The sequence below is a fragment of the Amycolatopsis sp. NPDC089917 genome, assembly GCF_040684635.1.
Taxonomy (GTDB): Bacteria; Actinomycetota; Actinomycetes; order Mycobacteriales; family Pseudonocardiaceae; genus Amycolatopsis.
In genome coordinates this window covers 31,133-55,830 of record NZ_JBFBGL010000056.1, presented here as the reverse complement: position 1 = coordinate 55,830, position 24,698 = coordinate 31,133, and the positions used below count along the sequence as shown (strand labels likewise).

The window sequence follows — 24,698 nt, the reverse complement described above, 5'->3', positions numbered from 1 at the left end:
ACCTATACCTCCACCCCGTATCAAACACTCTTCCCCACCCCCCCGCTCTCCCGAACTCCCGCATGTCATGAAAGGGTCGTTCCTGACGTTTTTCGTCAGGAACGACCCTTTCATGACATTTACGGACGGGTGAGGCGGACGTCCAGGCCGATGCCCACGGTGGTGACCTCACAGGTCCGGAACGCCGTTTCGGCGACCAGCCCGCCGAAGTCGACCGGCGTGTACGCGCGCCGCCGGAGCTGGCCGAGTGCCTGCCGCACGCCGAGCGCCGCCAGCTTGCCGAGCTTCATGCTCTCGACCTCGCGCACGATGTCGCCATCGGTCGAGTCCCGGTTCATGTCCTGCACCACGGCCGTACCGCCGGGACGCAGGACGCGGTACATCTCGTCGAGCGCCTTCACCGGCCAGACGAAGTTCTTGAACGCCGCCTGGCAGACGACGAAGTCGAACGACTCGTCGTCGAACGGCATCGCCGCGACATCGCCTTCGCGAAACGCTGCCTCGACGCCTTGGGCCCGTGCGTACTCGCTCGCGATCTCGACGAACGTCGGCGCGACGTCGAGGCCGGTGACCGAGAACCCGAGCCGCGCCAGTTCGACGGCGAAATAGCCGGGGCCGAAGGCGACTTCCAGGATCTTCGCGTCTTCCGGCAGGTCCGCGGTGAGTTCGCGGGCCTGCTTCCGCCACAGTTCGATCTGCGGTCCGGTGCCGCGCTGCCGGGCGTAATTCCGCGCCAGCGCGCCGCCCATCTCCGGGACGAGCTTGAACCGCCTCCTGTCTTTGATGTTCGACATGGTCTCTCCAGGGTGATGTCCCGGAGCCCGGTTATCCTCAAGATGCCGTCTCGTGGCCGGGTTCCGGTTGCGGGATCGTCATCCCCGGCGGGGTGCTGCAACACCTCGCCGGGGTTTCTTTCGACTAGCCGGTGTTCCCCCTTTCGGCCAACAGCGCCCGCCACTCGGCGAGGCCGGGCATCGAGCCGGAAGTCAGTTCCCCGAGGATCGAGCGGACCCACTCGGCCTCCGCCGTCCGGATCGCCAGGTGGTACTCGGATTCGAGCAGCACCAGCCGCGGGACCTCCTCGATCAGTCGCGCCAGCCCCTCGCGCTCCGCGGCGATCTCCTCCTCCAGCGCCGCCAACCGGGTGCGCAACAGGGCGATCACCTCGTCCGGGCCGAGCCATCCCATCACCGACAGCCCGGCGACGAACGTCGGCTCCTCCGGCGCCAGTTCACCGAGCAGCTCTCGCAGCCAGTCGAGCATTTCGTCACGGCCGGCGTCGGTGATGCGGTACACCGTGCGCTCGGGACGGGCACCGTCGCGGCCGCTTTCGGCGGCCTCGATGAAACCGTGTTTCCGCAGGTTGCCGACGACCGTGTAGAACGAGCCCCATTTGATCCCCATGTCGCGGTCCTTGCCGCGGCTCTTCAGGATCGAGGCCATTTCGTACGGATGCGCGGGCCGCTCGTTCAGTGTGGACAGGATCGCCAGCGCCAGCAGATTCCCGACCTTGCGCCGCTTCACACTGTCTCCTCGTAGGCGAGTACTCGTCTACGAGTGTCCACAGGAACGGCCATGATCGCAAGGTCCTCGGTGACCGAGGGATCAGAGGTCGTTCATGTACGGCACGGCCGTCTGCGCGTGGTCGGTCATCCAGGTCCGCAGCGCGTGCGTCGCCAGGACGTCGTCCTCGTTGTAGCGCAGCAGGCGCTCCCGCTGGACGTCGTCCGGGATCCCGCCGTCCATGCCGACCGCGTCGCGGTACCAGCGCATCGACGCCTCGCCGCCCGCTTCCGGATCACGCCAGGCGAACCCGGCGACCGGGGCGATCACCTTGAGCCCCTTGCCTTGCGAGCAGAGGAACTGGTCAGTGACGCTGCGGAAGAGGTCGATCCATTCGTCGGAGTCCACAAAGGACGCGATCTCGGCCTTGGCGGGGACGCCGGGGTACTCGCCGAACCGGTCGGCGGAGCCGAAGAGCCAGCGGTTCTCGGCGAGCGCGTTGTAGCAGTAGGCGCGGAAGGTCAGGCCCGCGGCGAGCGTGCGCTCGCGGACTTCCTTGAACCAGGCCCAGAACTCGGCGAACGACCGTGCCTCGTCCGCGGTCGGCAACGGCTCCCACGTCGCGAAGGCCCGGTAGCCCTGCTCCATCCCGATGTCGGCGCCGGTCAGCAGCGAACCCCACAGGTACGCGCCGGAATCCCCGAAGCTCTCCATGTCGACGTCGACCTCGACGTCGCCGCGCGAGACCTCGACGCGGTCGACCTTGCGCACCATCGTGAGGTCGGCGAGCCAGGCGCGCGCGAGGATGATCGAATCGGCGAAGGTGCCGCCGGTCCAGTTCATCGGCGGCGGTTCGTCGGCCGGATCGAGCGCGGCCAGCTTGTCCACTGTGGACACCCCGGCGCGGCGGAGCTCCATCGCGTCCTCGCCTCGGACGACCAGGCTGACGTCGCGGGTTTCGGTGAGCACGACCTCGCACGTCGGCCACCACGGGCAGCGACGGCATTCCAGGACACGGGAAGGTTCGGCGAGCGCCTCTTCGCCCTCGGCGGCCGCGCTCGCGATGGCGAGCCTGTCGGCGAAGCGGCTCTGGTACTCCGTCAGCGCGCTTTTCCCGCCGGGCCAGGTGCCCGCGGACAGGTCGTGCCAGACGACGACGTCCGCGTCGAGCCCGATGACGCCGCCGATGGCGCGGTGCCCTTCGTGCTTCCCGAGCGCTTCGAGCATCCGGTAGAGGTGCGCGAGCCGCATCTGGTCCCGAGGCTGCGAACGAACCTTCCGTGCCGGGTCCGGCAGCCGGTTGGCCGGGTCGAGATCGGTCATCGCCGTCGTCGGCGCGCCCGAACCGCGATCGGTGATGCGGTGCCGCACGACCAGCACCGGCACGTAGCCGGCACCGGTGTGGACCAGGAGTTCGGAGCCGCCACGCCGGTGACCGGCGCGATCCACCGGCAGCAGCCCGCCCCAGATGTAGCGCGCTTCGGCGGCGAAGGCCTCTTCGGTGAGCTGCACGCGCTCGGCGGCAGGGAGGTCGCGGGAGATCTTGACCCAGCCCGCGTCGGGGCCCGTCGCGTCCATGAGCCGCTGCACGATCGCGTCGCGATGCGCCGACGCGTCGGCGATCCGCTGCTGCGAGGAGGGGTCGGGCGGGGCGAGCGGGACCTCGCGCATCGCCGGGTCGTGTTCCAGGTGCACGCGACGCCGGCAGCGGCTCACCGCTCCCGCGTCCAGTAGCACCTCGTTACTCACGGACAACACTCTAGAAGGCGACCGGCAAGCCGACATGCCCGCCACTTCGGGGACCAGTAAGTTCGTCAGTGACACAGCGTGGGAGGTGCCATGGCGCGCAAGGCCAAAGCCGTCGAGGGCGAAGGCAGGATCACCCCGAAGAAGGCGAAAAACGCCGTCGCGGTGGCCAAAGTGCTCGGTCCGGCCGTACTGCCGGTGATCGCGCCGTACGCCGTTCGAGCGGCGGGCGCCGCTCGAGAGCTATACGACCGTTATCAGGCGAAGAAGCTCGGCGTGGCCGTCGACCAGCTCGGCGAGTTCAGCGGACGGGGTGCCGCGCTGCACGCGCGGATCGCGGGACTGACGCAGGGGCTCGCGGAATTGAAGAGGTCCGCGAAGGCGACCGACGCCGACGCGGCCTTCGCGAAGGACACTCAGGGGACGCTGGAGCAGCTCTCGGCGACCGTGCGCGCTTCGGAGCGGATGCCCGCCGCGCGGCGGAAGGCGGCGCACCGGGCCGTGGCCGGGGAGCTGGACCAGCTGGAGGGGAAGTTGCTGCACCGGCTGGGTATCTGAGCCTTACCCGGATGTCATGAAAGGGTCGTTCAGGACGAAAAACGTCCTGAACGACCCTTTCATGACACACCTGGGGCTAAGAGATAAAGCCCTTCTTCTTCATCCACTCGTAGGCGACCTCGCCCTGGTCACGACCGTCGACGTCGACCTGCTTGCACAGTTCGATCATCTGCTTGTTGTCCAGCGCCGCGCCGACGGCTTCCAGCGGCCCGCGGAGTTCCGGGTGCTGGTTGAGGAAGTCCGTGCGCAACGTGGGGACGGCGTTGTACTGCGGGAACGCCTTCTTGTCGTCTTCGAGGACGCGCAGGTTGAGTCCGGCGATCCGGCCGTCGGTCGTGAAGATCTCGCCGATCGGGCAGGTCCCGCTCGCCACGGCCGAGTAGATCGTGCCGATGCCGAAGTTCTTGATCACCGGGTTCTGGAACCCGTACGCCCGCACGGCGGCCGGGAATCCGTCCTGGCGGCTGGTGAATTCGGTCTCCAGGCAGAACACGTTCTGATCCGGCTTCCGCTTCAGGAACTCCGCCAGGTCCGACGTCGTCTTCAGGTTGTTCGCCGCGCCGTAGGCCTCGGTGACCGCGAAGGCGTACTGGTCGTTGAGCGGCGAGTAGTTCAGCCAGGTGACGCCGAACTTCTTCTCATCGGCCGTCTTCGTGGCTTCGTACTGGGCCTGTTCCCCGCCGGGGACGGGGAGTTCGTTGCCCTGGTAGTTGATCCAGCCGGTGCCGGTGTACTCCCAGGTGACGTCGGTCTGGCCGGCGAGCAGCGCCTGCCGCGACGAGTTCGAACCCTTGATGTCGGTCAGGTCGACGACGTCCGCGCCCGCCGCGGAAAGCGCCATCTCGGCCATGTAGCCCAGGATGATGTTCTCGGTGAAGTCCTTCGACCCCACCGTCACCTTGACGCCCTTGAGGGATTCGATGGGCTTGATCGAACCGGGTTCGATCTTGTACGGCAGCGCGGTGTTGACCTCGAGTCCGCACGCGGAAAGCGTGCCGCACAACAGGACCGCGCCCAGGATCGCTTTCAGTCGCATGTCAGCGCAGTCCCTTCGGTCCGAAGAACTGTTCCGCCACCGCGCCGAGCCAGTCCACCAGCAGCGCCAGTGCGACGGCGAGCACCGAGCCGGTGATCAGCACCTTCGTCAGGTTGAGCTTGTAGCCGGTGTCGATGAGCAGGCCGAAACCGCCGGCGTTGACGAACATGCCGAACGTCGCCGTGCCGACCGCCAGCACCAGCGAGGTCCGCAGGCCCGCCAGGATCAGCGGGACAGCCAGCGGGAGCTCGACCCGCCACAGCACACCGGAGGCCGACATGCCGATGCCGCGGCCCGCGTCGATCAGCGACGGATCGACCTGCTGCAGGCCGACCATCGTGTTCCGCAGCACCGGAAGCAGCGAGTAGAACGCCAGCGGCAGCGCCGCGACCCACAGCCCGCCGGTCGCGCCGGTGACGATGAACCACAGCACCAGCACACCGAGCGCGGGCGCGGCCTGGCCGATGTTCGCGACCGCCAGGAAGACCGGCGCCGCCCATTTCGCCCAGGGCCGGGTGACGAGCACGCCGAGCGGCACCGCCACGACCACCACGATCGCGGTGACCACGACGGTCATCGCCAGGTGGTCGCGCAACGCGGTGAACAGCCCGGGGGCGTTGAGCGTCTCCTTCTCCGTCGTGGTCAGGTCGCTGGTGAAGACCCAGATCAGCACGCCGGCGACGATCAACAGGACCGCCGCGGGCTGGGCGAACAGCCGGACCCGTTCGGCGCCTCTCGACGAGGACTCGGTGGTGAACCCGGTATCGACGGCCGTCATGCGGTCACACCTTCCGCCGGGTTGTCGTCGGAGTGCTCCTCGCGCAGCTGCTGGATCGTCGAGATGACGGTGTCGAGCTCGATCGTCCCGGCGTATTCGCCGCGGGCGCCGGTCACCGGGACGCTGCCGCCCTCGGCGAGCATGGCTTCGAGCGCGTCCTGCAACGTCGACTGCGTGCTGACCGAGTCACGCAGCGGCTTGCCCGCGGTGGCCAGCGACGACGCCGAGGTCAGCTCGCGGACGTGCACCCACCGCATCGGCCGACGGCGCTGGTCGAGCACCAGCACGAAGTGCTTGCGCTGCTGGGTCAGCTTCTCGCGGACGTCCGACGGCGATTCGCTGACCGTCGCGGTCAGGGCGTCCTGCTTCAGCTCGACGTCGCGGACCCGCAGCAGTGTCAGCTGCTTGAGCGAGGCTCCGGCGCCGACGAAACCGGCGACCGTGTCGTCGGCCGGGTTCGCGAGGATCGCGTCCGGGGTGTCGTACTGGAGGATCCTCGACTGGTTGCCGAGCACCGCGATCTTGTCGCCGAGCTTCACGGCCTCGTCGAAGTCGTGGGTGACGAAGACGATCGTCTTCTTCAGGTCGGTCTGCAGGCGCAGCAGTTCGTCCTGCAGGTTGCCGCGGGTGATCGGGTCGACCGCGCCGAACGGCTCGTCCATCAGCAGCACCGGCGGGTCCGCCGCGAGCGCCCGCGCGACGCCGACGCGCTGCTGCTGTCCGCCGGACAGCTGACGCGGGAAGCGGTCGCGGAAGTCGGCCGGGTCCAGCCCGACCAGGTCCATCATCTCCTCGACCCGGTCGTCGACCTTCTTCTTCTCCCAGCCGAGCAGCCCGGGGACCACCGCGATGTTCTGCGCGACGGTGAAGTGCGGGAACAGCCCCGCCTGCTGGATCGCGTAGCCGATGCGGCGGCGCAGGGTGTCGACGTCGAGCTTCAGCGCGTCGTCGCCGCCGATGGTGATGCGGCCCGACGTCGGCTCGATCAGCCGGTTGATCATCCGCATGGTGGTGGTCTTGCCGCAGCCCGACGGGCCGACGAAGACCACGATCTTGCCCGCGGGCACCACCATCGAGAAGTCGTCGACAGCCGGCTCGCGGGTGCCGGCGTAGCGCTTCGTGACGTTCTCCAGCTCGATTTCGACGCCGGATACGGTTTCAGGCGACTCAGCCACGGACACCCCTTGAGACGGTCAGACGGTTGATCAGGACGTAAACGGCGTCGAGGACCAGTGCGAGCACGACCACGCCGAGCGTTCCGGTCAATGCCTGGTTGAGGGAGTTCGTGCTCCCCGCGTTGGTGAGGCCGGAGAAGACCTCCGAGCCGAGGCCCGGGCCCTTCGCGTAGGCCGCGATGACCGCGATGCCCATGAGCATCTGCGTCGCGACCCGCATTCCCGCCAGGATCGCGGGCCAGGCGAGCCGCAGCTCCACCCTGGTCAGCACGCCGAACCGGCTCATACCGATCCCGCGCGCCGCGTCGCTGACCGCCGGATCCACGCCGCTCAGCCCGACGATCGTGTTCCGCACGATCGGCAGGAGCGCGTAGAGCACGAGCGCGATGACGGTGGTGTTCGCGCCGAGGCCGAACACCGGGATGAGGAGCCCTAGGAGGGCGAAGGAGGGAACGGTGAGGATCGTGCTCGCCAGCGCCGTGGCCACGGCCGACCCGATCGGGCTGCGGTAGACGGCGACGCCGATCACCACGCCGAGCACGGCGGCCAGGATCGTGCACTGCACGACCGCGCTGACGTGGAGGAGCCCCTGGAGGGCGAGTCTGTCCCACCGATCCGAGATGTACTCGAAGAGATTCATCGCGTGCTGGTTCTCCCGCCGCCTCTGGGTGAGACTCCTCACCCATTCGGAGTAGCTGTATCGGGAGCCTGACTACCCACTACGGTCGCGGTCAAACCCCTGTTTACCGCCTTGTGTCCTGCAAACGTTCCCCATTCGGCCCAATCGGGCAAACGCACGCGCCGACCCGACGGTGTCTTTTTCACTGCTCAACAGCCGGGAGGACGTCGACTGCCCGGCCGGACGTCTAATACTCTTCACCCGTGAGTAAGGGCAGCCATCACCGAAGCGCGCTACGCGCCGTACGTGGTGGTTTGCTCGGTGTGAGCTCCGCGGCGCTCGCCGTGACAGCTCACGTGATCGGGGACGGTGAAGTACCCGATACGGCGATGACGTTGTTGCTCACCGTGTTGATCGGCTGGAACGCGGCCGCGCTCGCCGCGAAGGCCCGCGGCCCGATGGCCACGATCGTCGACCTCGGCGCCGGTCAGATCGTCATGCACCTCGTGCTCAGCTCGCTGAGCAGCCACGAACTCAGGCACGACGAACCCGCGCCCGCTTCGGGCGGACTCGCGATGACCGCCGCGCACGTCGTCGCCACGCTGGTCACCGCGTTGCTGCTGGCCAAGGCCGACGGACTGCTGCTCGGCGTCCTCGCCTGCCTGCGCTCGCTGGTCCCGTTCATCCTCGGCGCCCTCCCGGTTCCCGCCGGGACGGCGTCCCCGGTGCTCGCCCGTCCGGCGGGCCCCGGTCACCTCGTCCGCGTGGACCTCCGCCGGGTCCACGGCAGGCGCGGCCCGCCGCTGTTCTCCTGAACCCCAGCTCGAATCCCCCGTAATCCGGCGAGGTCCCCGAACCCGCCGTCTCGATCATGTTCAGGAGTTTCCGTGTCCAAGCACGTCTTCAAGCGCGCCGGTGTCCTCGCCGCCGCCATCGGCGCCGCCGGTCTGCTCTCGGCCGGGGTCGCCTCGGCCCACGTCAGCGCCAACGTCTACGGCCCCCAGCCCGAAAAGGGCGGCTACGGGTCGATCTTCTTCCGTGTCCCGAACGAGGAGAAGGACGCCGGCACCATCAAGGTCGAGGTCACCCTCAAGCCCGAGTACGCCCTCAGCTCGGTCCGCACCAAGCCGATCCCCGGCTGGAAGGCCGAGGTCGTCAAGTCGAAGCTGCCCGCCCCGGTGACCACCGCGTCCGGTACGCAGATCACCGAGGCCGTCACCAAGGTCTCCTGGACCGCGGAGCCCGGCACCAAGATCGCCGCCGGTTCGACCGAGTTCCAGGAGTTCCAGATCAGCGCGGGCCAGTTCCCGACCAACGTCGACGCGATCGAGTTCCCGGCCACGCAGACCTACGAGAACGGCAAGGTCGTCGAGTGGAACCAGCCGACCCCGGCCTCCGGCGAGGAGCCCGAGCACCCCGCGCCGAGCGTGAAGCTCGCCGAGAAGAGCGGTGACGGTCACGGCGGCGGCCACGGCACCGACGCGAAGGCCACTTCCGAGGAAGCCCACGCTTCTTCGTCGTCCGACAGCACCGCCCGCTGGCTCGGCGGCGCCGGCCTCGTCGTCGGCGCGCTCGGTCTCGGCGTCGGCGCCGGTGCCACCCTGCGCGCTCGCCGGGCCACCGCTTCCGCCAAGAACGGCAACACCGAGGGAACCGAGTAAATGCGCAAAGCGATCGTCGCGCTGGCGATCACCGGGGTGGCGTGGCTCGCCACCGCCACCCCGGCGCTGGCGCACAACGTCCTGATCTCCTCGGACCCGGCGAAGGGCGCTTCGATCGCCGCCGGGCCCGCGAAGATCACGCTCACGTTCGACCAGTACGTGCAGAACGCGAACGTCAACCAGATCGCGGTCACCGGACCGGGCGGCGGCCAGTGGGCCGAGGGCCAGGTCGAGGTCCGCGACAGCGCCGTGAGCGTCCCGCTGCGGCCGCTCGGCCCGGCGGGCGAGTACAAGATCGGCTACCGGATCCTGTCCGCGGACGGGCACGCGGTGACCGGTGAGGTGCCGTTCACCCTCACCGCCGCAGGCACCGGCACCCCGGCGAGCGCCGACGCCGCGCGCGGTAACGCGGGCCAGGCCGAGACCACCCCGGCGACCGGCGGCGAAGGCTCGTCCGGCGTGCCGATCTGGGTGTGGATCGCGGGCGCCGTCGTGCTGCTCGCCGTCGGACTGACCGTCGCGTTGCGCACCGGCGCGGGCGACAAGGAGAAGAGCGGGTCATGACACAGGCCGAGACCACCTCGCGCGCCCGCGTCGCCGTGCTGTTCTGCGTGGTGACGGCGGGCATCGTCGGCGCCCTGATCGGCGTCGCGCTGACGGCCACCGCCCCGGTCCCCGGGGTCGCGCAGGTCAGCGAGGTGGTCTCGGTCTCCATCCCGCTCGTGCGGGTCCTGCTGGACATCTCGGCGGTCGCCACGATCGGGCTGGCGCTGCTTTCGGTGCTGGTCGGCTACGACCGGCCGAAGCTCTCCGAGCCGATCATGCGGATCGCGCGGCCGGCGAGCGTCGCGGCCGCGCTGGTCTGGGCGACCACGGCGCTCGTCACGCTGATCCTGCAGACCGCCGAATACCGGCCGGGTTCCAGCACGCTGTCGATGTCGGACGTCGGCGGCTACATCGCCGACGTCGGCGCCGGGAAGGCGCTGCTGATCGTCGCGGTGCTGGCCCTGCTGCACGCGGGACTCGGCATCCTCTCGCTGAAGCACGGCGAGAAGGTGCCCGCCGAGGTCCGCGTCGGGCTGGGCCTGTTCGCGCTGCTGCCGCTGCCGGTCACCGGGCACGCGTCGAACTGGAACTACCACGACTACACGATGATCTCGATGGAACTGCACGTGATGAGCGCCGTCGCCTGGACCGGCGGGCTCGGCGCGATGGCGGTGCTGCTCGTCGGGAACCGGACACTGCTGGCGCACGCGCTGCCGCGGTTCTCGAAACTGGCGACGCTGTGCCTGATCCTCGGCGCGGCGACCGGCCTGTTCAACGGGCTGATCGAGATCTCGCTCAACCCGTCGCTCGGCTTCTGGGAAGGCGTCTTCACCACGCCGTACGGACAGCTGGTGCTGCTCAAGCTGCTGTGCACCGGCGTGATCGCGGGCCTCGGCGCGTACACGCGGTGGAAGCTGATGCCGCAGATCATCCGGCACAACCGCACGGCGCTGGCCGCGTGGGCGACGCTGGAACTGACCGTGATGGGGCTCGCGTTCGGATTCGCCGTCGTCCTCACGCGAGCCCCGGTCGTCCCGACGAGCTAGCGCTCGACCGCGTACCGCTGGATCACCACGCCGTCGCGGAAAGCGGTGGCCTCGATCGGCTTCAGGTTCCGCCGGTCGTCGAAAAGGCGCGTCCCCTTGCCGAGCGACACGGGGCTGACCATCATCCGGATCTCGTCGACGAGACCGGCGTCGAGCAGGGATCGCATGAGCGTCAGGCTTCCCCACAGCCACAGGTCCTTGCCGCTCCGCTGCTTGAGTTCCCGGACGGTGGCGACCGCGTCGGTGGTCACGGTCGCTTCGGGGAAGTCGCCCCAGGGAGCCTTCTCCAGCTTCGACGACGCGACGAACTTGGTGAGGGCGTTGACCTTCGCGCCGTATTCGCCCTGCTCTTCGGCGTAGGGCCAGTAGTCCTTGGCCATGGCGTAGGTGTTCGCGCCGAGGATCATCGTGTCGACCGAATCGACGAGCCCCATCACGCTCTCCATGAACGCGGGCTCGGTCTTCTCGGAGAAGGGCTCCCCCGACACGAAACCGAGTCCGCCGTCCTCCTCCGCGACGATGTTGTCGACGGTGACCCACTGCTGGACGATGAGCTTGCGCATCACTTCGTTCCTCCCGGTACGAGCGGCCACGTCGGCCGCGATCTCGCCCCGGGGACGGAACCGTCACGCCGGTCTCGACATCGCGTCGAAGATCTTTTCGACCTGTTACACGCCTTGCTCCATCCGGCCGCATTTGGCCGGTTTCGCTGTCCTCTCCGTACCCGCACCGGGATGCTCTACGCGATCGCTGGGGTTAACCCGATGAGGGGATGGTAAATGGGCGGCCCGTTACCGGGTGACAGCGAAATCAGCACTCCGCAGGTACCGCGCCAGCGATCGGCGGTCCGGCTCACCGGGCAGGTGAGTTCGGGGCCCCGGCAGCTTCCGCCCGTGCCCGCGCATTTCACCAACCGCTCGGACGACCTCGCCAAGCTCGAAAAGCTGCTGAACCAGCGCGACATCGACGGGCCGTCCGTGCACCTGATCAACGGTCAGGGCGGGATCGGGAAGACGGCACTGGCCACCGCGTGGGCCCGTCGCCTCGCCGACCGGTTCCCGGACGGGCACCTCTGGGCGGACCTCGGCGGGTTCAGCACCAACGGCCCGCTGTCGGTGAGCGAAGCGCTCGGCCGGTTCCTCCGCGCGCTGGGGGTCCCGCCGCAGGGGCTGCCCGCGGACGTCGAGGAGCTCACCGCCCTCTACCGGACGACGACCGCCGAGCGGCCGCTGCTCGTGCTGCTCGACAACGCGGCTTCAACCGATCAGGTGCTGCCGCTGCTGCCCGCCGATGGGGCGAGCCTGGTGATCGTGACTTCGAGGCGCCCGCTGGGCAGGCTCCAGACCGAGCGTCGCGCGAAGCTGGTCGAACTGTCCCCCTTCGGTTCCGCCCACAGCGCCGAACTGCTGGAGCGCGCCGTCGGCGCCGAGCGGGTCGGCGCCGAGGCCGAGCAGGCGCGGGTCATCGCCGAGCTGTGCGGCGGCCTGCCGATCGCGCTCACCACGATCAGCGCCAAGCTCGCGGGACGCCCGAAAATGTCGCTGGAGAAGATCGCCACCGAGCTGGGGAAGGAATATCGTCGACTGGCCACGCTCTCGACGAAAGAGGCGCAATCGGTGGAAGCCAGCTTCAACCTGTCCTACGACGAACTCCCCTCGGACGCGGCCGCGCTGTACGCGGCGCTCGGGCTCCATCCCGGCCCCGACTTCGGCGTCGGCGTGGCGGCCGCGTCGATCGCCGTCCGCCCCGAGGTCGCCGAAGACCTGCTGGGCCAGCTGGTCGACGTCGGACTGCTGATCGACCGCGGCGACGACCGGTACACCTTCCACGATCTCGCGCGGCTGCACGCCAAGGAGAAGACGGCGGGCAACGAGTACGACCGCGACATCGCCCTGCGCCGGATGCTCGAGTGGTACCTCCTCACCGCCTCCGCGACCACGAACCTGACCGTCCCCGATCAGGAGCCGATCCCGTACCGCTACGAGTACCGGCCACCGTCGCCGCTCTCGTTCGGCTCGCCCGACGAGGAACTCGCCTGGCTCGAACTGGAGCGCGAGAACCTCATCGCCGCCATCGAAGCCGCCGAAACGTGGCAGCTGCCCGAGCTCGGCTGGCAGCTCGCCGCCGCGATGTGGCCGCTTTTCCTGCTGCGCAAGCACTATCCGGACTTCCTGCGGGTGAGCCAGGCGGGTGTGCGCTGCGCGCGGACCTGGGGCGACGCGTCCGCGGAGGCGCTGATGCACAACCGCAGCGGCGCCGCCTGCCGCGGCACGGGCCGCTACGACGAAGCCGTCGGGCACTACACGGCGGGGCGCGAAGCCGCGCGGACGGCGGGCAACGGCGTCGTCGAGATCCGGTCGGTGGAAGGGCTCGGCCTGGTCGCGCTCCAGCAGGGCAGGCTCGACGACGCGATCGAGTGGTTCACCGAGGACCATCTGCTCAGCGAGCGGCAGGAGCGGCGGCACGACATCGGGCTGGCGCTGATCAACCTCGGCGCGACCCGCGTCCGCGCCGGCCAGGCCGAGGCCGCGATCGCCGACCTCACCCGAGCTCGCGACGTCCTCGAAGGCGACGACTACAACGTGGCCCGCGCCCGGATCGAACTCGCCCGGGCCCTCACCGTCACCGGGGAGCTCGCGGCGGCGCGGGACGAACTCGGACCCGCCCGCGTCACCATGGAGGCGCGCGGATCGAGGTTCGAGGTGGCCAGGGCGCTCACCGCGTTCGGCGAGATCGCCGAGGCGGAGGGGAACCAGGACGAGGCGCGGCGTCTCTACGACCAGGCTTTGCCGATTTTCGTCGGCCTCGGCCGCCCGGAGGCCGACGCTCTGCGTAGGCGTTTGGACCAGCCCTGAGCCGGCGGTATCGATCGGTGTGCCAACGACAAGGTGAACTCAGCACGTTAAATAACGGAGCGTAGCTGCAAGTTGCACATTTGGGGGAGTGCTGATCCAATAGAAGTGATTAGCCCGGGCGAATTCGTCACCGATTGATCGGTGAATTCGAGCAAGCGACGAACGGTCATTCGGCGTCGGCGAATGCACGTGCAGATGGATGTTCCGGGTGAGTCACCGATACCGGTTCCAGTGTGCGCCGGTATGTCCGTTCCGGAGATCGTCCAATCGTTTTCGCAGCTCATCCCGTACGCCGGGGTGACTGCGGAGAATCGGGAGAACACTCGTCGTGAGCTTCAGTTCACGGATGGCGCGCAACACCGGGAATCCGGACCAAGTGGTCACGTCGAATCCGTACCGCTCGGCGAACACGCGATAGCGGGCGGGTGGATCACCGAACCGTTCATGGCCGACGGCGAGCGGCGTGAGATCCCATTCCGGCGGCCCGACACAGGACGAATCGAAATCACACAGCACCGGACCGCCCGGCCCGGAGATCACATTCCCGGTGTGCGCGTCGCCGTGGACGAGGCCCCTGGGCAGGGGGAAGTCGAGTGTCGCGAGGGCGGCTTCGACCTCGGCGCAGCGTTCGAGCAGGAACCGCCGGTCGCCCTCGGCCAGTTCCTCGGCGTCCGAGACCCGGGCGCGGACCGCGGCGAACGGCGCCCAGGCGGCCAGTCCCTCGGGCGGTTCGAGCGCGTGGACCCGGCGCAGCAGCGCGGCGAGGTCGGCCGACCTCGCCTTACGGCCGGTCCCGGGCACCTTCCACCAGACCGTCACGAGGTGCTCGCCGACCGGCATCGGCTGGTCGACACCGGGGATCAGGCGGATGGCCGGCACGTCGTGCCGTTCGAAATGCCGCGCGACCCGCACGACCGTGCCGACGCGGTGCCGCAGCAGGGTGGAACCGACGATCCGGACGACGAACGGCGCGCTCGCCAGCTCGTAGACGGCGTTGTTGGTGAACCTCAGCAGCCTGGCGCCCTCAGGGGCCACGCCCAGCACTTCACACGTCCGCCCCAGGGCGTCACGCAGTTTGCCGGGCGTGAACCGTCCCCGCTCAGGCGGCGTAGAAGGAGTTGAGGCGGTCGGCGAGGTCACGGGCGTCGGCGTTGTTCCGGCGGCGTTCCGCCTCGACCTGCAGCGGCCGCATCCGGTCCTTCACCCGCTCCGACTTGATGCCCTCGGCACAGTCGACGGCCTTCGAGCCCACCTTGGCGCCATGATCGAGATCGCCTTCGAGCAGGTGGTTCGTGGCCAGCGCGCTCAGCATGAACGTCTTGCTGCGGGCCATGTCGTCGTCGTAGGACTCGACGGCCTTGGTCAGCGCCGGGATCGCGTACTTGGTGTGCTCGGCGTTCTTCGCGGCGAGCACGGTGTGCACGGTGCCGATCATGGCGTAGACGTCGGTCTCGGTGAAGAACTTGACCCAGGATTCGGCCTCGGCCAGGTCGGCGCGGGCGAATTCGTCCTTGCTCCGGCCGAGCAGCTTCGTGGCCTGTTCCTCGTTGCCCATCATCGCGTAGGCCCAGGCCTCGTTGGCGCAGAGCACGGCGACCGCCAGCTCGGAGCCCGATTCCTGGGCGGCGATCTGGCCCAGCTGGAACAGCTTCAGCGCGTCGTTCGGGGCGTCCTGGTGCAGGTAGACGCGGCCCATCCGGTAGAGGACGTTGGCCACGAGCGGATGGTTGTCACCCTGTTTGGCCAGGTCGAGCGCGTTCGCGAAGTGGCCACGCGCCGAATCCATGAGGCCGGTGTCGAAGGACGTCCAGCCCGCCAGGCTGTGCAGGTCGGCGAGCGCGACGTACAGCCGGTTCTTGACCATTTCGGTGCCGTTGGATTCGAGCATCTGCTGTCCCCAGGACAGCTGCGCGACCACGGCGTCGCGGCAGAAACCGCCGCCGTACTGGTAATCGAGGGACCGGAGCGCTCTGGTCGCGGCTTCCACCTGGCGGACGTCGGTCATGCCGATGCGCCCCGGGGCCGGCGTCTTCGCCGGTCCCGACGACCATGTCCCCGATTCCGGACCGAACACCGCCGCACCCATCGTGACCTGGGCGGCGTGCGCGAGGAACCTCCGTCGCTTCACGGACTCGTCCTCCTCCGCCTGCTGGCCGTCGGCAGCGCCGACGACCTTTATCGCTGTCGCCTCGTCATAGGCGAGACCCATGTATCCGCGCGGGACACCCAGGCCGTCAGCGATGCGGGTGAGCACGTCGTACGCCATCACCTGGCGACCTTTGAGGATCTCGGACACCTCGGACTGCGACTGGCCGGTCATCGCGGCGATCTGACGCTGCGAAACACCGTGCTTGCGCAACAGCCGGTACACGGAGGAGATCTCCCGTGTCGCCAGTGCAGCCCGCATCTCCGCCTGTTCCCAGGCATCCGGCGGCACGGGGTGACTCTGGCGGCCCGGAGTGTTCATGTCCGAGCCGACGACAGCGCCGCCACCGATACTGGCGTCCATTGCGCCCCCTCACAGTTCCGTTGGGGTCGAGAAACAGCGTAGGCACACCTATTCAACCGTGCGAAACACCGGATCGCCCGTCGTGATCGGCCCGGCAGAAGTCGTTTGACCGCTTACCGTGAAACCTCGTCCGGTCACCGCTATGACGGCGGTTCGACCTTCTATCGCACTCGGTTTCACATCACTGTAGTTGTCAGATCTCCGTGACCGACCAGCCACCGGCAGCGATCACAGAGAGCTACCAAGTCTCCGAACCCCCTACAGGTGCGGACACGCGGATACGAAGACGACGTGGAACGAGAGAGCGGAGAAGAGCCAGTGGAGTTCGTGGACTCGATCGCAACAGGCTCCATCGCCGCGGGACGGCCCGGTATGGCCACGCGCCACCTGCGTGCGGCCGGCCCCGCCGGTCAGCAGGCGGTCGCGGTCGGCGCCAACCGCCCGGTTTCTCCTTCCGCCCCGGTCGACCCCCGTACCGCGAGTGTGCGTCGTTACGAAGGCGGGCAGCTGGTCTGGCGTGTGCAGTGCGGCGATCTCATCAGCCGTGAACGCGCCGTCACCGTGTTCGTCGAAGACAACCAGGTGGTTCTCGTCTCGCCGCCAGGAGAGACCGCGCGCCTGACGTCCGGCCAGCTCGGACAGCTCAGGGCAGCGCTCAACGAAGCCGCCAAGATGGCGGAAAGGTAACGGTGAGTTCTCCGTGGATCAGGTCCTAGGGCAAGTCCTCCGCAACGCGGTTTGGGAACGCCTCGACATGCTCTCCGATCTCGCGACCCGGGCCGACGCGCAGTCGCTCGTGTCGGTCGCCCGTTCGGAGCTCCCCCGGCTGACCGAAGGCTGGCGCGCGATGCTCCAGGCGCACGAGCCCGACGAGCGCGGGGACTGCCCCACCTGCTCGACCCGCTGGCACAAGTGCAAGGCCCCCTGCTCGGTCTGGCAGGTCGCGCACGAGCATCTGGTCGCCGGTGGCCTCGCCCCCCAGCAGACCGCGGCCACCCAGGACCACCGGCGGCGCGTCCCCGGGCAGAGCCGCGTGAGCCCGGCCGAAACCACCGGCAGGCACGCGCTGGTCAACCCACGTCGTCCCATCACCGCTTGAAAGACCGGCGAGTGAACGGCGGTCCGAGCGCCCCCTCGGCAACCACGCCACGAGCTCGCCTTCGCCGGCAGCGGTTCGCGCGTACCCCCGAACGTGAAGAGCCGCTCTCGGTAATCATCCCGGTCCCCACCGCGATTAATCGAAAATTATCGGCAGAACACCTAGCGAACGTAGTAATCGGTCGCTAGATTCAAGATCACCAACGCAGCGCGATACCTGCCCCCGAGGTCCGCGCTGACGTCCCCGAACCCCGCGGGCCGGTGCCGTTGCACTCCCCTCCCCCGACCGGCACCGGTCCGCGGTCTCCAACATTTCTGTCAACTGACCGTTTTCACCCGCGTGACCAGCACCGCGGCGACGGCGGTGGACAGCGCCGAAGCCGCGAAGAGGCTCGGATATCCGCCCAGGTAGGCCAGGATCGGCGCGGTCAGCATCGGCGCCACCACCTGCGGCAGCGAGTTCGCGATGTTGATGACGCCGAGGTCCTTCGCCCGGTCCTGCGCGGCGGGCAGCACCTGCGTGAGCATCGCCAAGGCGACCGCCATGTACGCGCCGAAACCGACCCCCAGCAGCGGCGAGGCCGCGAGCGCGGTCGTCCAGTTCTGCCAGACGACCAGCAGCAGCGCGGCGACGGCCATCACCGCCGACGCGGCGAGGACGTAGGGCTTGCGCCGCCCGGATTTGTCGGAGAAGTGCCCGGCGATGAGCGCGCCGACGACGAGCGCGGCGCCGTAGAGCCCCATCATGATCAGCAGGCCGGTGTCCGGGTCTTCGTAGTGCACCGCGTCCTTGAGGAAGAACAGCAGGTACAGCGTCCCGAAGGCGTTGCCGAGGTTGATCATGAAGTGGCAGCCCCACGCCCAGGCGAAGTCCGGATGCTCGCGCGGCGAGATCCACAGGTTCGCCAGTACGTCGCGGGTCCGCCCGGACGGCCGGAACGCGACCGGCAGCCGCGCGTCGGGCGTGCGCAGGACGAACGCCGCCGCGCCCGCCAGCACGACGGCGGCGCACACCGCGTAACCCAGCGGGAGACCGGCGAGGTCGAGCATCACCACGACCACCACCGCGCCGAGCACGGTCCCGAGCATCTGGGCGATGCCGACCAGTCCGCCGACCTGCGCGCGCTGCGGAACGGGCACCCGGTCGGCGATCGCCGAGACGAGCATCGCGAGCATGCCGTTCAGGCCGGCCTGGACCAGGCACCAGCCGAGCACCATGATCGCGACGTTCGGCGCGAACGCGAGGACGAGCAGCCCGGCCGCGGCGACCGCCGCCCCGGCGGCCGTCCACGGATGGCGACGGCCGCGGGCGTGACAGGTGCGGTCCGAGAGCAGGCCGACGACCGGGTTGGCGATCAGCGCGACGACCGCGCCGACCCCGGTGACGAGACTGAACACGGCCTCTTTGTTGGCCGCGTCGAGGATTTCCGCCTGCTTCGGCAGGAGGACCTGGATGGGCGCGTAGACCCCGAGCCAGAGCGCGATGTTCGCGAAGAACAGCAGGCTCATCCAGCCCGCGCGGACCCGGGCGACCGGTTCGGCGAGCGCTTCGGGCAGATCCCTGACCTCACTCATGGCGGATCAGTTTCCGGTACCAGCCGAAGGAATCCTTCGGCGTCCGCTTCTGCGTCTCGTAGTCGATGTGCACCAGACCGAAGCGCGGCTGGTAGCCCTTCGACCATTCGAAGTTGTCCATCAGCGACCAGACGAAGTACCCGCGGACGTCGACGCCGGCGTCCATCGCCTCGCGCACCGCGACGAGGTGGCTGTCGAGGAAGTCGATGCGCTCCTGGTCGTGGACGTGTCCGTCTTCGGCGACGACGTCGTCGAAACTGCACCCGTTCTCGGTGATGTGGACGGGCGGGAGGTGCTCGCGGTAGCGGTCGTGGAAGCCGACGAGCAGGTCGCGCAGTCCGTGCGGGACGATCGGGGAATCGTTGGTGGTCATGGGATATCCCTCGATCGCGCGAAGCTCGAAGGGCAGCGGGTTGCCTTCACCGGGCGCGGCGACGCCCTGCGGCTCGTAGTAATTCACCCCGTAGAAGTCGAGCGACTGCGCGATGGTGGGCAGATCGTCGGCGAAATCCTTCGGGAGATGTTCGACGACTTGTTCGGGATAACGGCCGAGGAGCACCGGATCCGCGTAAGTGCGATTAATGAGGGCGTCGATCCATTCGCCCGCGGCCTTGTCTTCCGGCGAATCGGAGGCGGGCCAGATCGGCGAATGATTGTTGGCGGTGCCGACTTCGCGGGCGCCTGCCGCGCGGAGGGCTTGGACGGCGAGACCGTGCGCGAGATTCTGGTAATGCGCGGTGGGCAGGGCGTCGAGCAGGAGCGTTTTGCCGGGGGCGTACTCGCCGATGGCGTACCCGAAGATCGACATGACCATGGGCTCGTTGAGCGGGATCCACATTTTCACCCGATCGGAGAACCGCTCGCCCAGGATGGCGGCGTACTCGCCGAACCGTTCGGCGGTATCACGGGAGAGCCAGCCGCCCTTGTCCTCGAGCGCCTGTGGGAGGTCCCAGTGGAAGAGCGTCCCCGTCGGCGTGATGCCGGCGGCGCAGACCTCGTCGATCAGTTCGTCATAGAAGGCAAGGCCTTCCGCGTTCGCTTTGCCTTCGCCGTCGGGCTGGATCCTGGGCCAGGCGAAGGACATCCGGTACGCGCCGACGCCGAGTTCGGCCATCAGGGCGATGTCCTCGCGGAAGCGGTGGAAGTGATCGGCGGCCACCCTGGCGTGTTCGGCCCGCGCGATCTTTCCCTCCGTTTCGGTGAACGTGTCCCAAATGGACTGTCCCCGGCCGCCTTCCCCGGTCGCCCCCTCGATCTGGAAGGCGGAGGTGGAAACACCCCACAGGAAATCGGACGGGAAGGTCGGATTCTCCACCGGCTACGCACCTTTCCTCTTCAGACTCGGCCGAACATGAAAAGTTCTCAGATACTATGCCTTCACTCGACCGTGGGGAACCCCGTCGGCACGATAAAGTCGCAGATCAGCGAAGGAGGAGCCCGAGTGTCCGACATCCAGGCCGCGAAACCGCAAGCGGAGACGACTCCGCTCCGGCGGCAGCCCGTCCAGCAGCGCAGTGCCAAGCGGGTGGAGCAGATGCTCGACGCCAGCGCACAGCTGATAGACGAGCTCGGTTACGACGCACTGACGACCACGCTGATCGCGAAACGCGCCGGGGTGGCCGTCGGGTCGCTGTACCAGTTCTTCCCGGACAAGCGGGCCGTCGTGCAGGCGCTGACGCAGCGCAATCTCGAACGGTTCGTCGCTTCGGTGTCGGAGACGCTCAACGAGCTCGCGCCGGAACACTGGTGGGACGTCGTGGACTCGATCCTCGACATCTACCTGGCGATGCATCGCGAGGTGCCCGGATTCTCGAAGGTCCACTTCGGTGACGTCGTGGACCGGCAGCTCCTGGACGAGACCCGCGACAACAACGCCGTCATCGTCGACGCGCTCACGGACGTGCTTTCGGCGCGGATCCCTTCGGAGCCGGACGACATCCGGTTCGCTTTAACGATCGCGAACGAGACCGCGGACGCGCTGCTGAAGCTGGCCTTCCGCCGGGACCCGCGAGGGGACGAGCGGATCGTGGCCGAGGCGAAGTCCGTCGTGAAGGGCTACCTGGCGAGCAAGTTCGGCGCCTGAGTTCCGCTTGGCTCTCTCCGGCCTCCGGCGGGTGTCCCGAGCGCCACGCTTGAGACGTTGAGCGTCCCGTGCGTGGCGCTCGGGACCCCCTTCCGTCACCGGCGGATCCCCCTTGCTCCATTCGTGTCCGCCAGTGCCCGGTTCCGCAACCCCATCAGTCACACGCCCCTCACCAACCACGCAGAGACCCGGCCTGAACTGGCCTTATCCAGTTATCCACATAACCTGTCCACACCCACCCACAGTTGTGGACAACCTCGCCCCTCCCACCTCGGTTCCCCACTCCCCGACACCCCCTCTCGATACGCTGGTGCGGGGCGCGCCCCCCAGGGAAGGGTGGGGGGTGGGGTCGCGTGGGTCAGCCGAAGTTCTGGGCTTCGCCTCGGTAGGTGGGGACGGTCCGGTCGACGCGGTCGCCGATGACGACGTGGTAGTGCGTGAAGCGTTCGGCGAGTTCGCCGGCCTTCGCGTGGCGCAGCCAGACGCGGTCGCCGAGCCTCAGGTGGCGGGCCGCTTCGCCGGACACGGGGGTCTGGACTTCGCCCGCGCCTTCGAAGGCGAGCAGCGAGAGACCTTCAGGCAGGTAGGGCGTCGGCTGGCGCGAAGACTCCGTCGGGCCCGAAGCGATGTAGCCGCCGGAGAAGAGCGTCGCGACCTTCGGCGCCGGACGGCGGACGACGGGGAGCGCGAACATCGCGGCCGGACGCGGCGAGAAGTGCGCGTAGCCGTCGAAGAGGGTCGGCCCGATCAGGCCCGAGCCCGCCGCGATCTCGGTGACGGCCGCTTCGGCGCCGGTCGATTCCACGCTTCCGCTGCCGCCGCCGTTGACGAACTCCAGATCCGCCAGCGCCCGCACCGCTTTCACCGCGGCCGCGCGGCGTCTCGCGATTTCCACAATGGACTTCCGCTGCATCCAGCCGATGACCGAGTTCTTGACGCCGCTGCCCGCCGCGTCACCGAGTCCGGCGATCTGACCTTCGTAGGCCATCATGCCGACGAGCCGGAAACCCTTGCGGGACAAGATGGTCCGCGCCAGATCCGCGGCCTGTCGCGGGCTGAACACCGGCGAGCGCCGGGTGCCGATGTGCACTCCGGGCAGCGGCCGCCACGAAGCGTCGAGTTCGAGACAGACCCGGATTTCGGGATGTCCCTGTCCCAGCGCGGAATCGACCAGGTCCAGGTGTTCGGGTGAATCGACCATGATCGAGATCGCCGCCCGCGCCCGGTCGTTCGCCGCCAGCCGCCGCAACGCGCCGTGATCGGCGGTCGGGTACGCCACCACGATGTCCTCGGACGTCCCCTGCTCGACGTGCCAGACGGCTTCGGCGAGCGAGTAGCACATGAGGCCTTCGAAACCCGGTCGCGCGAGCGCCCGCTCAAGCAGGTATCGGCACCGGACGGACTTGCTGACCACACGGATCGGCTTGCCGTTCGCCCGCCGCAGCAGATCGGCGCCGTTCGCGTCGAACGCATCCAAGTCGACAACCGCAAACGGAGGATCCAGATCCTTCGTCGCCAAGTCGTACACCGTCGCACTGGTCACCCGAACTAAGGTACGACAGAAGGGCTTGAAACGCGAATACTATTCACTTACTGTTTCGGCACTCACGAGAAACGGTTAGGTGGGCGCATGACACGGTGGAGCAACTGGGCCGGCACCGCGACGGCGTCGCCGCTGCGCGTGCACCGTCCGCGCGGCACGGAGGAGATCGCCGAGGCGATCGGCCGGACCGCCGCGGACGGACGGCGCTTGCGCCCGCTGGGCAGCGGCCACTCGTTCACGGCGATCGCGGCGGCCGACTCCGACGCCATGGAGCTGACCGGCTGGACCGGCATCGCGTCGGCCGACGTCGCGCAAGGCCTGGTCACGGTCCGATCGGGCACCACGCTCAAGCAGCTCAACGCCGAACTCGACGCGCTCGGGCTGGCGATGACCAACCTCGGCGACATCGACGCGCAGACCGTTTCGGGCGCGATCTCCACCGGCACCCACGGCACCGGCGCCCGGCTCGGCGGGATCGCCACCCAGATCGCCGCGCTCGAACTCGTCCTCGCCGACGGCTCCGTGGTCACCTGTTCGGCCGACGAACGCCCCGATCTCTTCTCCGCCGCGAGGGTCGGCCTCGGCGCGCTCGGCGTCATCAGCACGGTCACCCTGCAGTGTGAACCGTCGTTCCTGCTCTCCGCCCAGGAACGGCCGGAACCCCTGGAGCAGGTCCTCGAAGGCTTCGACCGGTTCGCCGAAGAGAACGACCACTTCGAGTTCTACTGGTTCCCGTACGGCAAGAACGCCCTGGTCAAGCGCAACAACCGGCTCCCGGCGGGCAGCGAACACCGCCCGCTGAGCAAGCTGAAGGAATTCATCGACTACGAGGTCACGGAGAACGTCGCGTTCGGCGGCCTGTGCCGTCTCGGTCGCGCGGTGCCGAAACTCGTCCAGCCGCTCGGCCGCTTCGCCTCGAACATCCTCTCCGCCCGTGACTACAGCGACACTTCGCATCGCGTCTTCGTGACCCATCGCGGCGTGCGGTTCGTCGAGTCGGAGTTCGCGATCCCCCGCGAATCGCTGCAGGACGTCTTCGCCGAACTCCGCGCGTTCGTGCCGAAGCTGGAGAACCCGGTCGCGTTCCCGGTCGAGGTGCGCGTCGCCGCCGCAGACGACATCTGGCTTTCGACGGCGAACGGCCGCGACTCCGCCTACATCGCGATCCACCAGTTCGTCGGCATGCCCTACCGCGAGTACTTCGCCGGGTTCGCCTCGATCGTCGGCGAGGTCGGCGGCCGCCCGCACTGGGGCAAGATGCACGACCTCGACGCGGCGACGCTGCGCTCGCGGTACCCGCGGTTCGACGACTTCACGCGGGTCCGCAAGGAGGTGGACCCGGCCGGGGTCTTCACGAACACCTACCTCGACCGGGTCCTCGGAACCGTTTAGGCGGTTTCAAAGAGCGCGCTGACCGACTCCCCGTTGTGGATCCGCCGCATCGCCTCCGCCAGCGCGGGCGCGATCGACAGGACCCGCAGCTTCGGGCTCTGCTCCTCCGGCGGGATCGGCACCGTGTTGGTGCAGACGATCTCCAGCACGTCGTCCTGCTCGCCGATCCGCTTCAGCGCGCCGCTGGAGAACAACCCGTGCGTACAGGCGACGCGGATCGAGCGCGGCTTCAGTTCCCGCAACTTCGAGAGCAGCTCGATCACCGTGCTGCCCTTGGCGATCTCGTCGTCGAGGACGATCACGTCGCGGCCGGTGATCTCACCGATCACCGAGTTGATCTCGACCCTGTCGTCGGCGAACCGCTGCTTCGCGCCCGCGGCGACCTGGACCCCGAGCAGCCGGGCGAAATGCGCGGCTTCCTTGGCGTTGCCGAGATCCGGCGAAACCACGGTGGTCGCGGAGAGGTCGTACTGGCGGAAGTGCTTGGCCAGCTCCTTCAACGCGTGCAGGTGGTCGACCGGGACGCTGAAGAATCCGTGCACCTGCGGCGAATGCAGCGTCATCGCGAGGACGCGGTCGGCACCGGCGGTCGCCAGGAGATCGGCGACGAGCCTGCCGCCGATCGAGATCCTCGGCGCGTCCTTCTTGTCCGACCGGGCGTACGAATAGTGCGGCATGACGACGGTGATCCGCTTCGCCGACGCGCCCCGCGCGGCGTCCAGCATCAGCAGCAGTTCGACGAGATGTTCCTGCACCGGCCGCACCAACGGCTGGATCAGGAAGACGTCGCGCTCGCGGCAGTTCGCTTCCAGCTGGACTTCGAGACAGTCGTTGGCGAACCGCTGCACCTTCACGGGATGCAACGGAACACCGAGATGGGCGCAGATCTCTTCGGCGAGCTCGGGATGTGCGCTGCCGCTGAAGACCGCGATGTCCTCGCGCAAGGACCTTCTCCGTTCATTTGACTGACGGATT

At 68.5% G+C, this 24,698-nt stretch carries 24 protein-coding genes; 10 read left to right on the top strand and 14 right to left on the bottom strand.

Annotated elements, in window-relative coordinates; genetic code table 11:
• Positions 1-119: 119 nt before the first annotated feature.
• The 3 genes from AB0N89_RS31585 to AB0N89_RS31575 all read right to left on the bottom strand — a co-directional run bounded on the left by AB0N89_RS31585 (position 120) and on the right by AB0N89_RS31575 (position 3,261).
• On the bottom strand, positions 120-794 hold the full coding sequence (locus tag AB0N89_RS31585; protein WP_364212047.1) for a class I SAM-dependent methyltransferase: 675 nt from the start codon (positions 792-794) through the stop codon (positions 120-122).
• 124 nt (positions 795-918) lie between these two features.
• Entirely contained in the window at positions 919-1,524 is a 606-nt protein-coding gene (locus AB0N89_RS31580) for a PadR family transcriptional regulator (RefSeq protein WP_364212044.1), read from the bottom strand.
• Positions 1,525-1,605: 81 nt separating this feature from the next.
• Positions 1,606-3,261 (bottom strand): TM0106 family RecB-like putative nuclease, encoded by a 1,656-nt coding sequence (locus AB0N89_RS31575; protein ID WP_364212041.1) that lies wholly within the window; start codon positions 3,259-3,261, stop codon positions 1,606-1,608.
• An 81-nt stretch (positions 3,262-3,342) separates the two neighbouring features.
• Here AB0N89_RS31575 and AB0N89_RS31570 point away from each other — a divergent pair, with 81 nt between their 5' ends.
• Positions 3,343-3,807 (top strand): DUF6474 family protein, encoded by a 465-nt coding sequence (locus AB0N89_RS31570; RefSeq protein WP_005161672.1) that lies wholly within the window; start codon positions 3,343-3,345, stop codon positions 3,805-3,807.
• A 76-nt stretch (positions 3,808-3,883) separates the two neighbouring features.
• Here AB0N89_RS31570 and AB0N89_RS31565 read toward each other — a convergent pair whose 3' ends face one another.
• The 4 genes from AB0N89_RS31565 to AB0N89_RS31550 are packed head-to-tail and all read right to left on the bottom strand — an operon-like array spanning position 3,884 to position 7,436.
• Positions 3,884-4,843 (bottom strand): glycine betaine ABC transporter substrate-binding protein, encoded by a 960-nt coding sequence (locus AB0N89_RS31565; protein ID WP_364212038.1) that lies wholly within the window; start codon positions 4,841-4,843, stop codon positions 3,884-3,886.
• 1 nt (position 4,844) lies between these two features.
• On the bottom strand, positions 4,845-5,621 hold the full coding sequence (locus tag AB0N89_RS31560) for an ABC transporter permease (RefSeq protein ID WP_364212035.1): 777 nt from the start codon (positions 5,619-5,621) through the stop codon (positions 4,845-4,847).
• Complete coding sequence (locus tag AB0N89_RS31555; protein ID WP_364212032.1) at positions 5,618-6,796, bottom strand: ABC transporter ATP-binding protein; 1,179 nt, start codon at positions 6,794-6,796, stop codon at positions 5,618-5,620. Before AB0N89_RS31555 ends, AB0N89_RS31560 begins: the two co-directional genes overlap by 4 nt.
• Complete coding sequence (locus tag AB0N89_RS31550) at positions 6,789-7,436, bottom strand: ABC transporter permease (RefSeq protein WP_007030477.1); 648 nt, start codon at positions 7,434-7,436, stop codon at positions 6,789-6,791. Before AB0N89_RS31550 ends, AB0N89_RS31555 begins: the two co-directional genes overlap by 8 nt.
• 302 nt (positions 7,437-7,738) lie before the next feature.
• On the opposite strand from AB0N89_RS31550, the gene AB0N89_RS31545 reads away from it, so the two are divergent.
• The 4 genes from AB0N89_RS31545 (at position 7,739) to AB0N89_RS31530 (ending at position 10,668) form a co-directional block, all read left to right on the top strand.
• Positions 7,739-8,230: a hypothetical protein gene (locus tag AB0N89_RS31545; RefSeq protein ID WP_364212029.1), complete on the top strand. Its 492-nt coding sequence runs from the start codon at positions 7,739-7,741 to the stop codon at positions 8,228-8,230.
• Between the two features lie 72 nt (positions 8,231-8,302).
• Complete coding sequence (locus AB0N89_RS31540) at positions 8,303-9,076, top strand: YcnI family protein (RefSeq protein ID WP_364212026.1); 774 nt, start codon at positions 8,303-8,305, stop codon at positions 9,074-9,076.
• Positions 9,077-9,640 (top strand): copper resistance CopC family protein, encoded by a 564-nt coding sequence (locus AB0N89_RS31535; protein ID WP_364212023.1) that lies wholly within the window; start codon positions 9,077-9,079, stop codon positions 9,638-9,640.
• Positions 9,637-10,668, top strand: a complete 1,032-nt coding sequence (locus AB0N89_RS31530) for a CopD family protein (protein ID WP_364212020.1) — start codon at positions 9,637-9,639, stop codon at positions 10,666-10,668. The genes AB0N89_RS31535 and AB0N89_RS31530 overlap by 4 nt, the downstream gene beginning before the upstream one ends.
• Here the strand turns inward: AB0N89_RS31530 and AB0N89_RS31525 are convergent.
• Positions 10,665-11,231 (bottom strand): dihydrofolate reductase family protein, encoded by a 567-nt coding sequence (locus AB0N89_RS31525; RefSeq protein ID WP_364212017.1) that lies wholly within the window; start codon positions 11,229-11,231, stop codon positions 10,665-10,667. The two genes, AB0N89_RS31530 and AB0N89_RS31525, sit on opposite strands and share 4 nt — an antisense overlap.
• 216 nt (positions 11,232-11,447) lie before the next feature.
• Between AB0N89_RS31525 and AB0N89_RS31520 the strand changes: the two genes are divergently transcribed.
• Entirely contained in the window at positions 11,448-13,523 is a 2,076-nt protein-coding gene (locus AB0N89_RS31520) for a tetratricopeptide repeat protein (RefSeq protein WP_364212014.1), read from the top strand.
• 213 nt (positions 13,524-13,736) lie between these two features.
• On the opposite strand, the gene AB0N89_RS31515 is transcribed toward AB0N89_RS31520, so the two are convergent.
• Together AB0N89_RS31515 and AB0N89_RS31510 are read right to left on the bottom strand one after the other, a co-directional pair.
• On the bottom strand, positions 13,737-14,663 hold the full coding sequence (locus tag AB0N89_RS31515; protein ID WP_364212011.1) for an aminoglycoside phosphotransferase family protein: 927 nt from the start codon (positions 14,661-14,663) through the stop codon (positions 13,737-13,739).
• Positions 14,623-15,990 (bottom strand): helix-turn-helix transcriptional regulator, encoded by a 1,368-nt coding sequence (locus AB0N89_RS31510; RefSeq protein WP_364212053.1) that lies wholly within the window; start codon positions 15,988-15,990, stop codon positions 14,623-14,625. Before AB0N89_RS31510 ends, AB0N89_RS31515 begins: the two co-directional genes overlap by 41 nt.
• Positions 15,991-16,350: 360 nt before the next feature.
• Between AB0N89_RS31510 and AB0N89_RS31505 the strand changes: the two genes are divergently transcribed.
• Both AB0N89_RS31505 and AB0N89_RS31500 read left to right on the top strand, forming a co-directional pair.
• Positions 16,351-16,719 carry a hypothetical protein gene (locus AB0N89_RS31505; protein ID WP_364212009.1) on the top strand — a complete coding sequence of 123 codons (369 nt, stop codon included), beginning with the start codon at positions 16,351-16,353 and terminating at the stop codon, positions 16,717-16,719.
• Between the two features lie 13 nt (positions 16,720-16,732).
• Complete coding sequence (locus AB0N89_RS31500) at positions 16,733-17,131, top strand: hypothetical protein (RefSeq protein ID WP_364212006.1); 399 nt, start codon at positions 16,733-16,735, stop codon at positions 17,129-17,131.
• 317 nt (positions 17,132-17,448) lie between these two features.
• Here the strand turns inward: AB0N89_RS31500 and AB0N89_RS31495 are convergent, their stop codons facing one another.
• On the bottom strand, positions 17,449-18,705 hold the full coding sequence (locus AB0N89_RS31495) for an MFS transporter (protein ID WP_364212003.1): 1,257 nt from the start codon (positions 18,703-18,705) through the stop codon (positions 17,449-17,451).
• Positions 18,698-20,020 (bottom strand): GH1 family beta-glucosidase, encoded by a 1,323-nt coding sequence (locus tag AB0N89_RS31490; protein ID WP_364212001.1) that lies wholly within the window; start codon positions 20,018-20,020, stop codon positions 18,698-18,700. The genes AB0N89_RS31495 and AB0N89_RS31490 overlap by 8 nt, the downstream gene beginning before the upstream one ends.
• A 126-nt stretch (positions 20,021-20,146) precedes the next feature.
• On the opposite strand from AB0N89_RS31490, the gene AB0N89_RS31485 reads away from it, so the two are divergent.
• Positions 20,147-20,788: a TetR family transcriptional regulator gene (locus AB0N89_RS31485; protein WP_364211999.1), complete on the top strand. Its 642-nt coding sequence runs from the start codon at positions 20,147-20,149 to the stop codon at positions 20,786-20,788.
• Positions 20,789-21,146: 358 nt separating this feature from the next.
• Here AB0N89_RS31485 and AB0N89_RS31480 read toward each other — a convergent pair whose 3' ends face one another.
• The gene (locus tag AB0N89_RS31480) at positions 21,147-22,331 is read right to left on the bottom strand and encodes an amino acid deaminase/aldolase (protein ID WP_364211997.1); all 1,185 of its coding nucleotides are present in this window, start codon (positions 22,329-22,331) and stop codon (positions 21,147-21,149) included.
• A gap of 87 nt (positions 22,332-22,418) precedes the next feature.
• Between AB0N89_RS31480 and AB0N89_RS31475 the strand changes: the two genes are divergently transcribed.
• Positions 22,419-23,723, top strand: coding sequence for a D-arabinono-1,4-lactone oxidase (locus tag AB0N89_RS31475; protein WP_364211994.1), 1,305 nt, complete (start codon positions 22,419-22,421; stop codon positions 23,721-23,723).
• Here AB0N89_RS31475 and AB0N89_RS31470 read toward each other — a convergent pair.
• Positions 23,720-24,667, bottom strand: a complete 948-nt coding sequence (locus AB0N89_RS31470) for a ribose-phosphate pyrophosphokinase (protein ID WP_364211991.1) — start codon at positions 24,665-24,667, stop codon at positions 23,720-23,722. The genes AB0N89_RS31475 and AB0N89_RS31470 overlap by 4 nt on opposite strands.
• Positions 24,668-24,698: the final 31 nt, after the last annotated feature.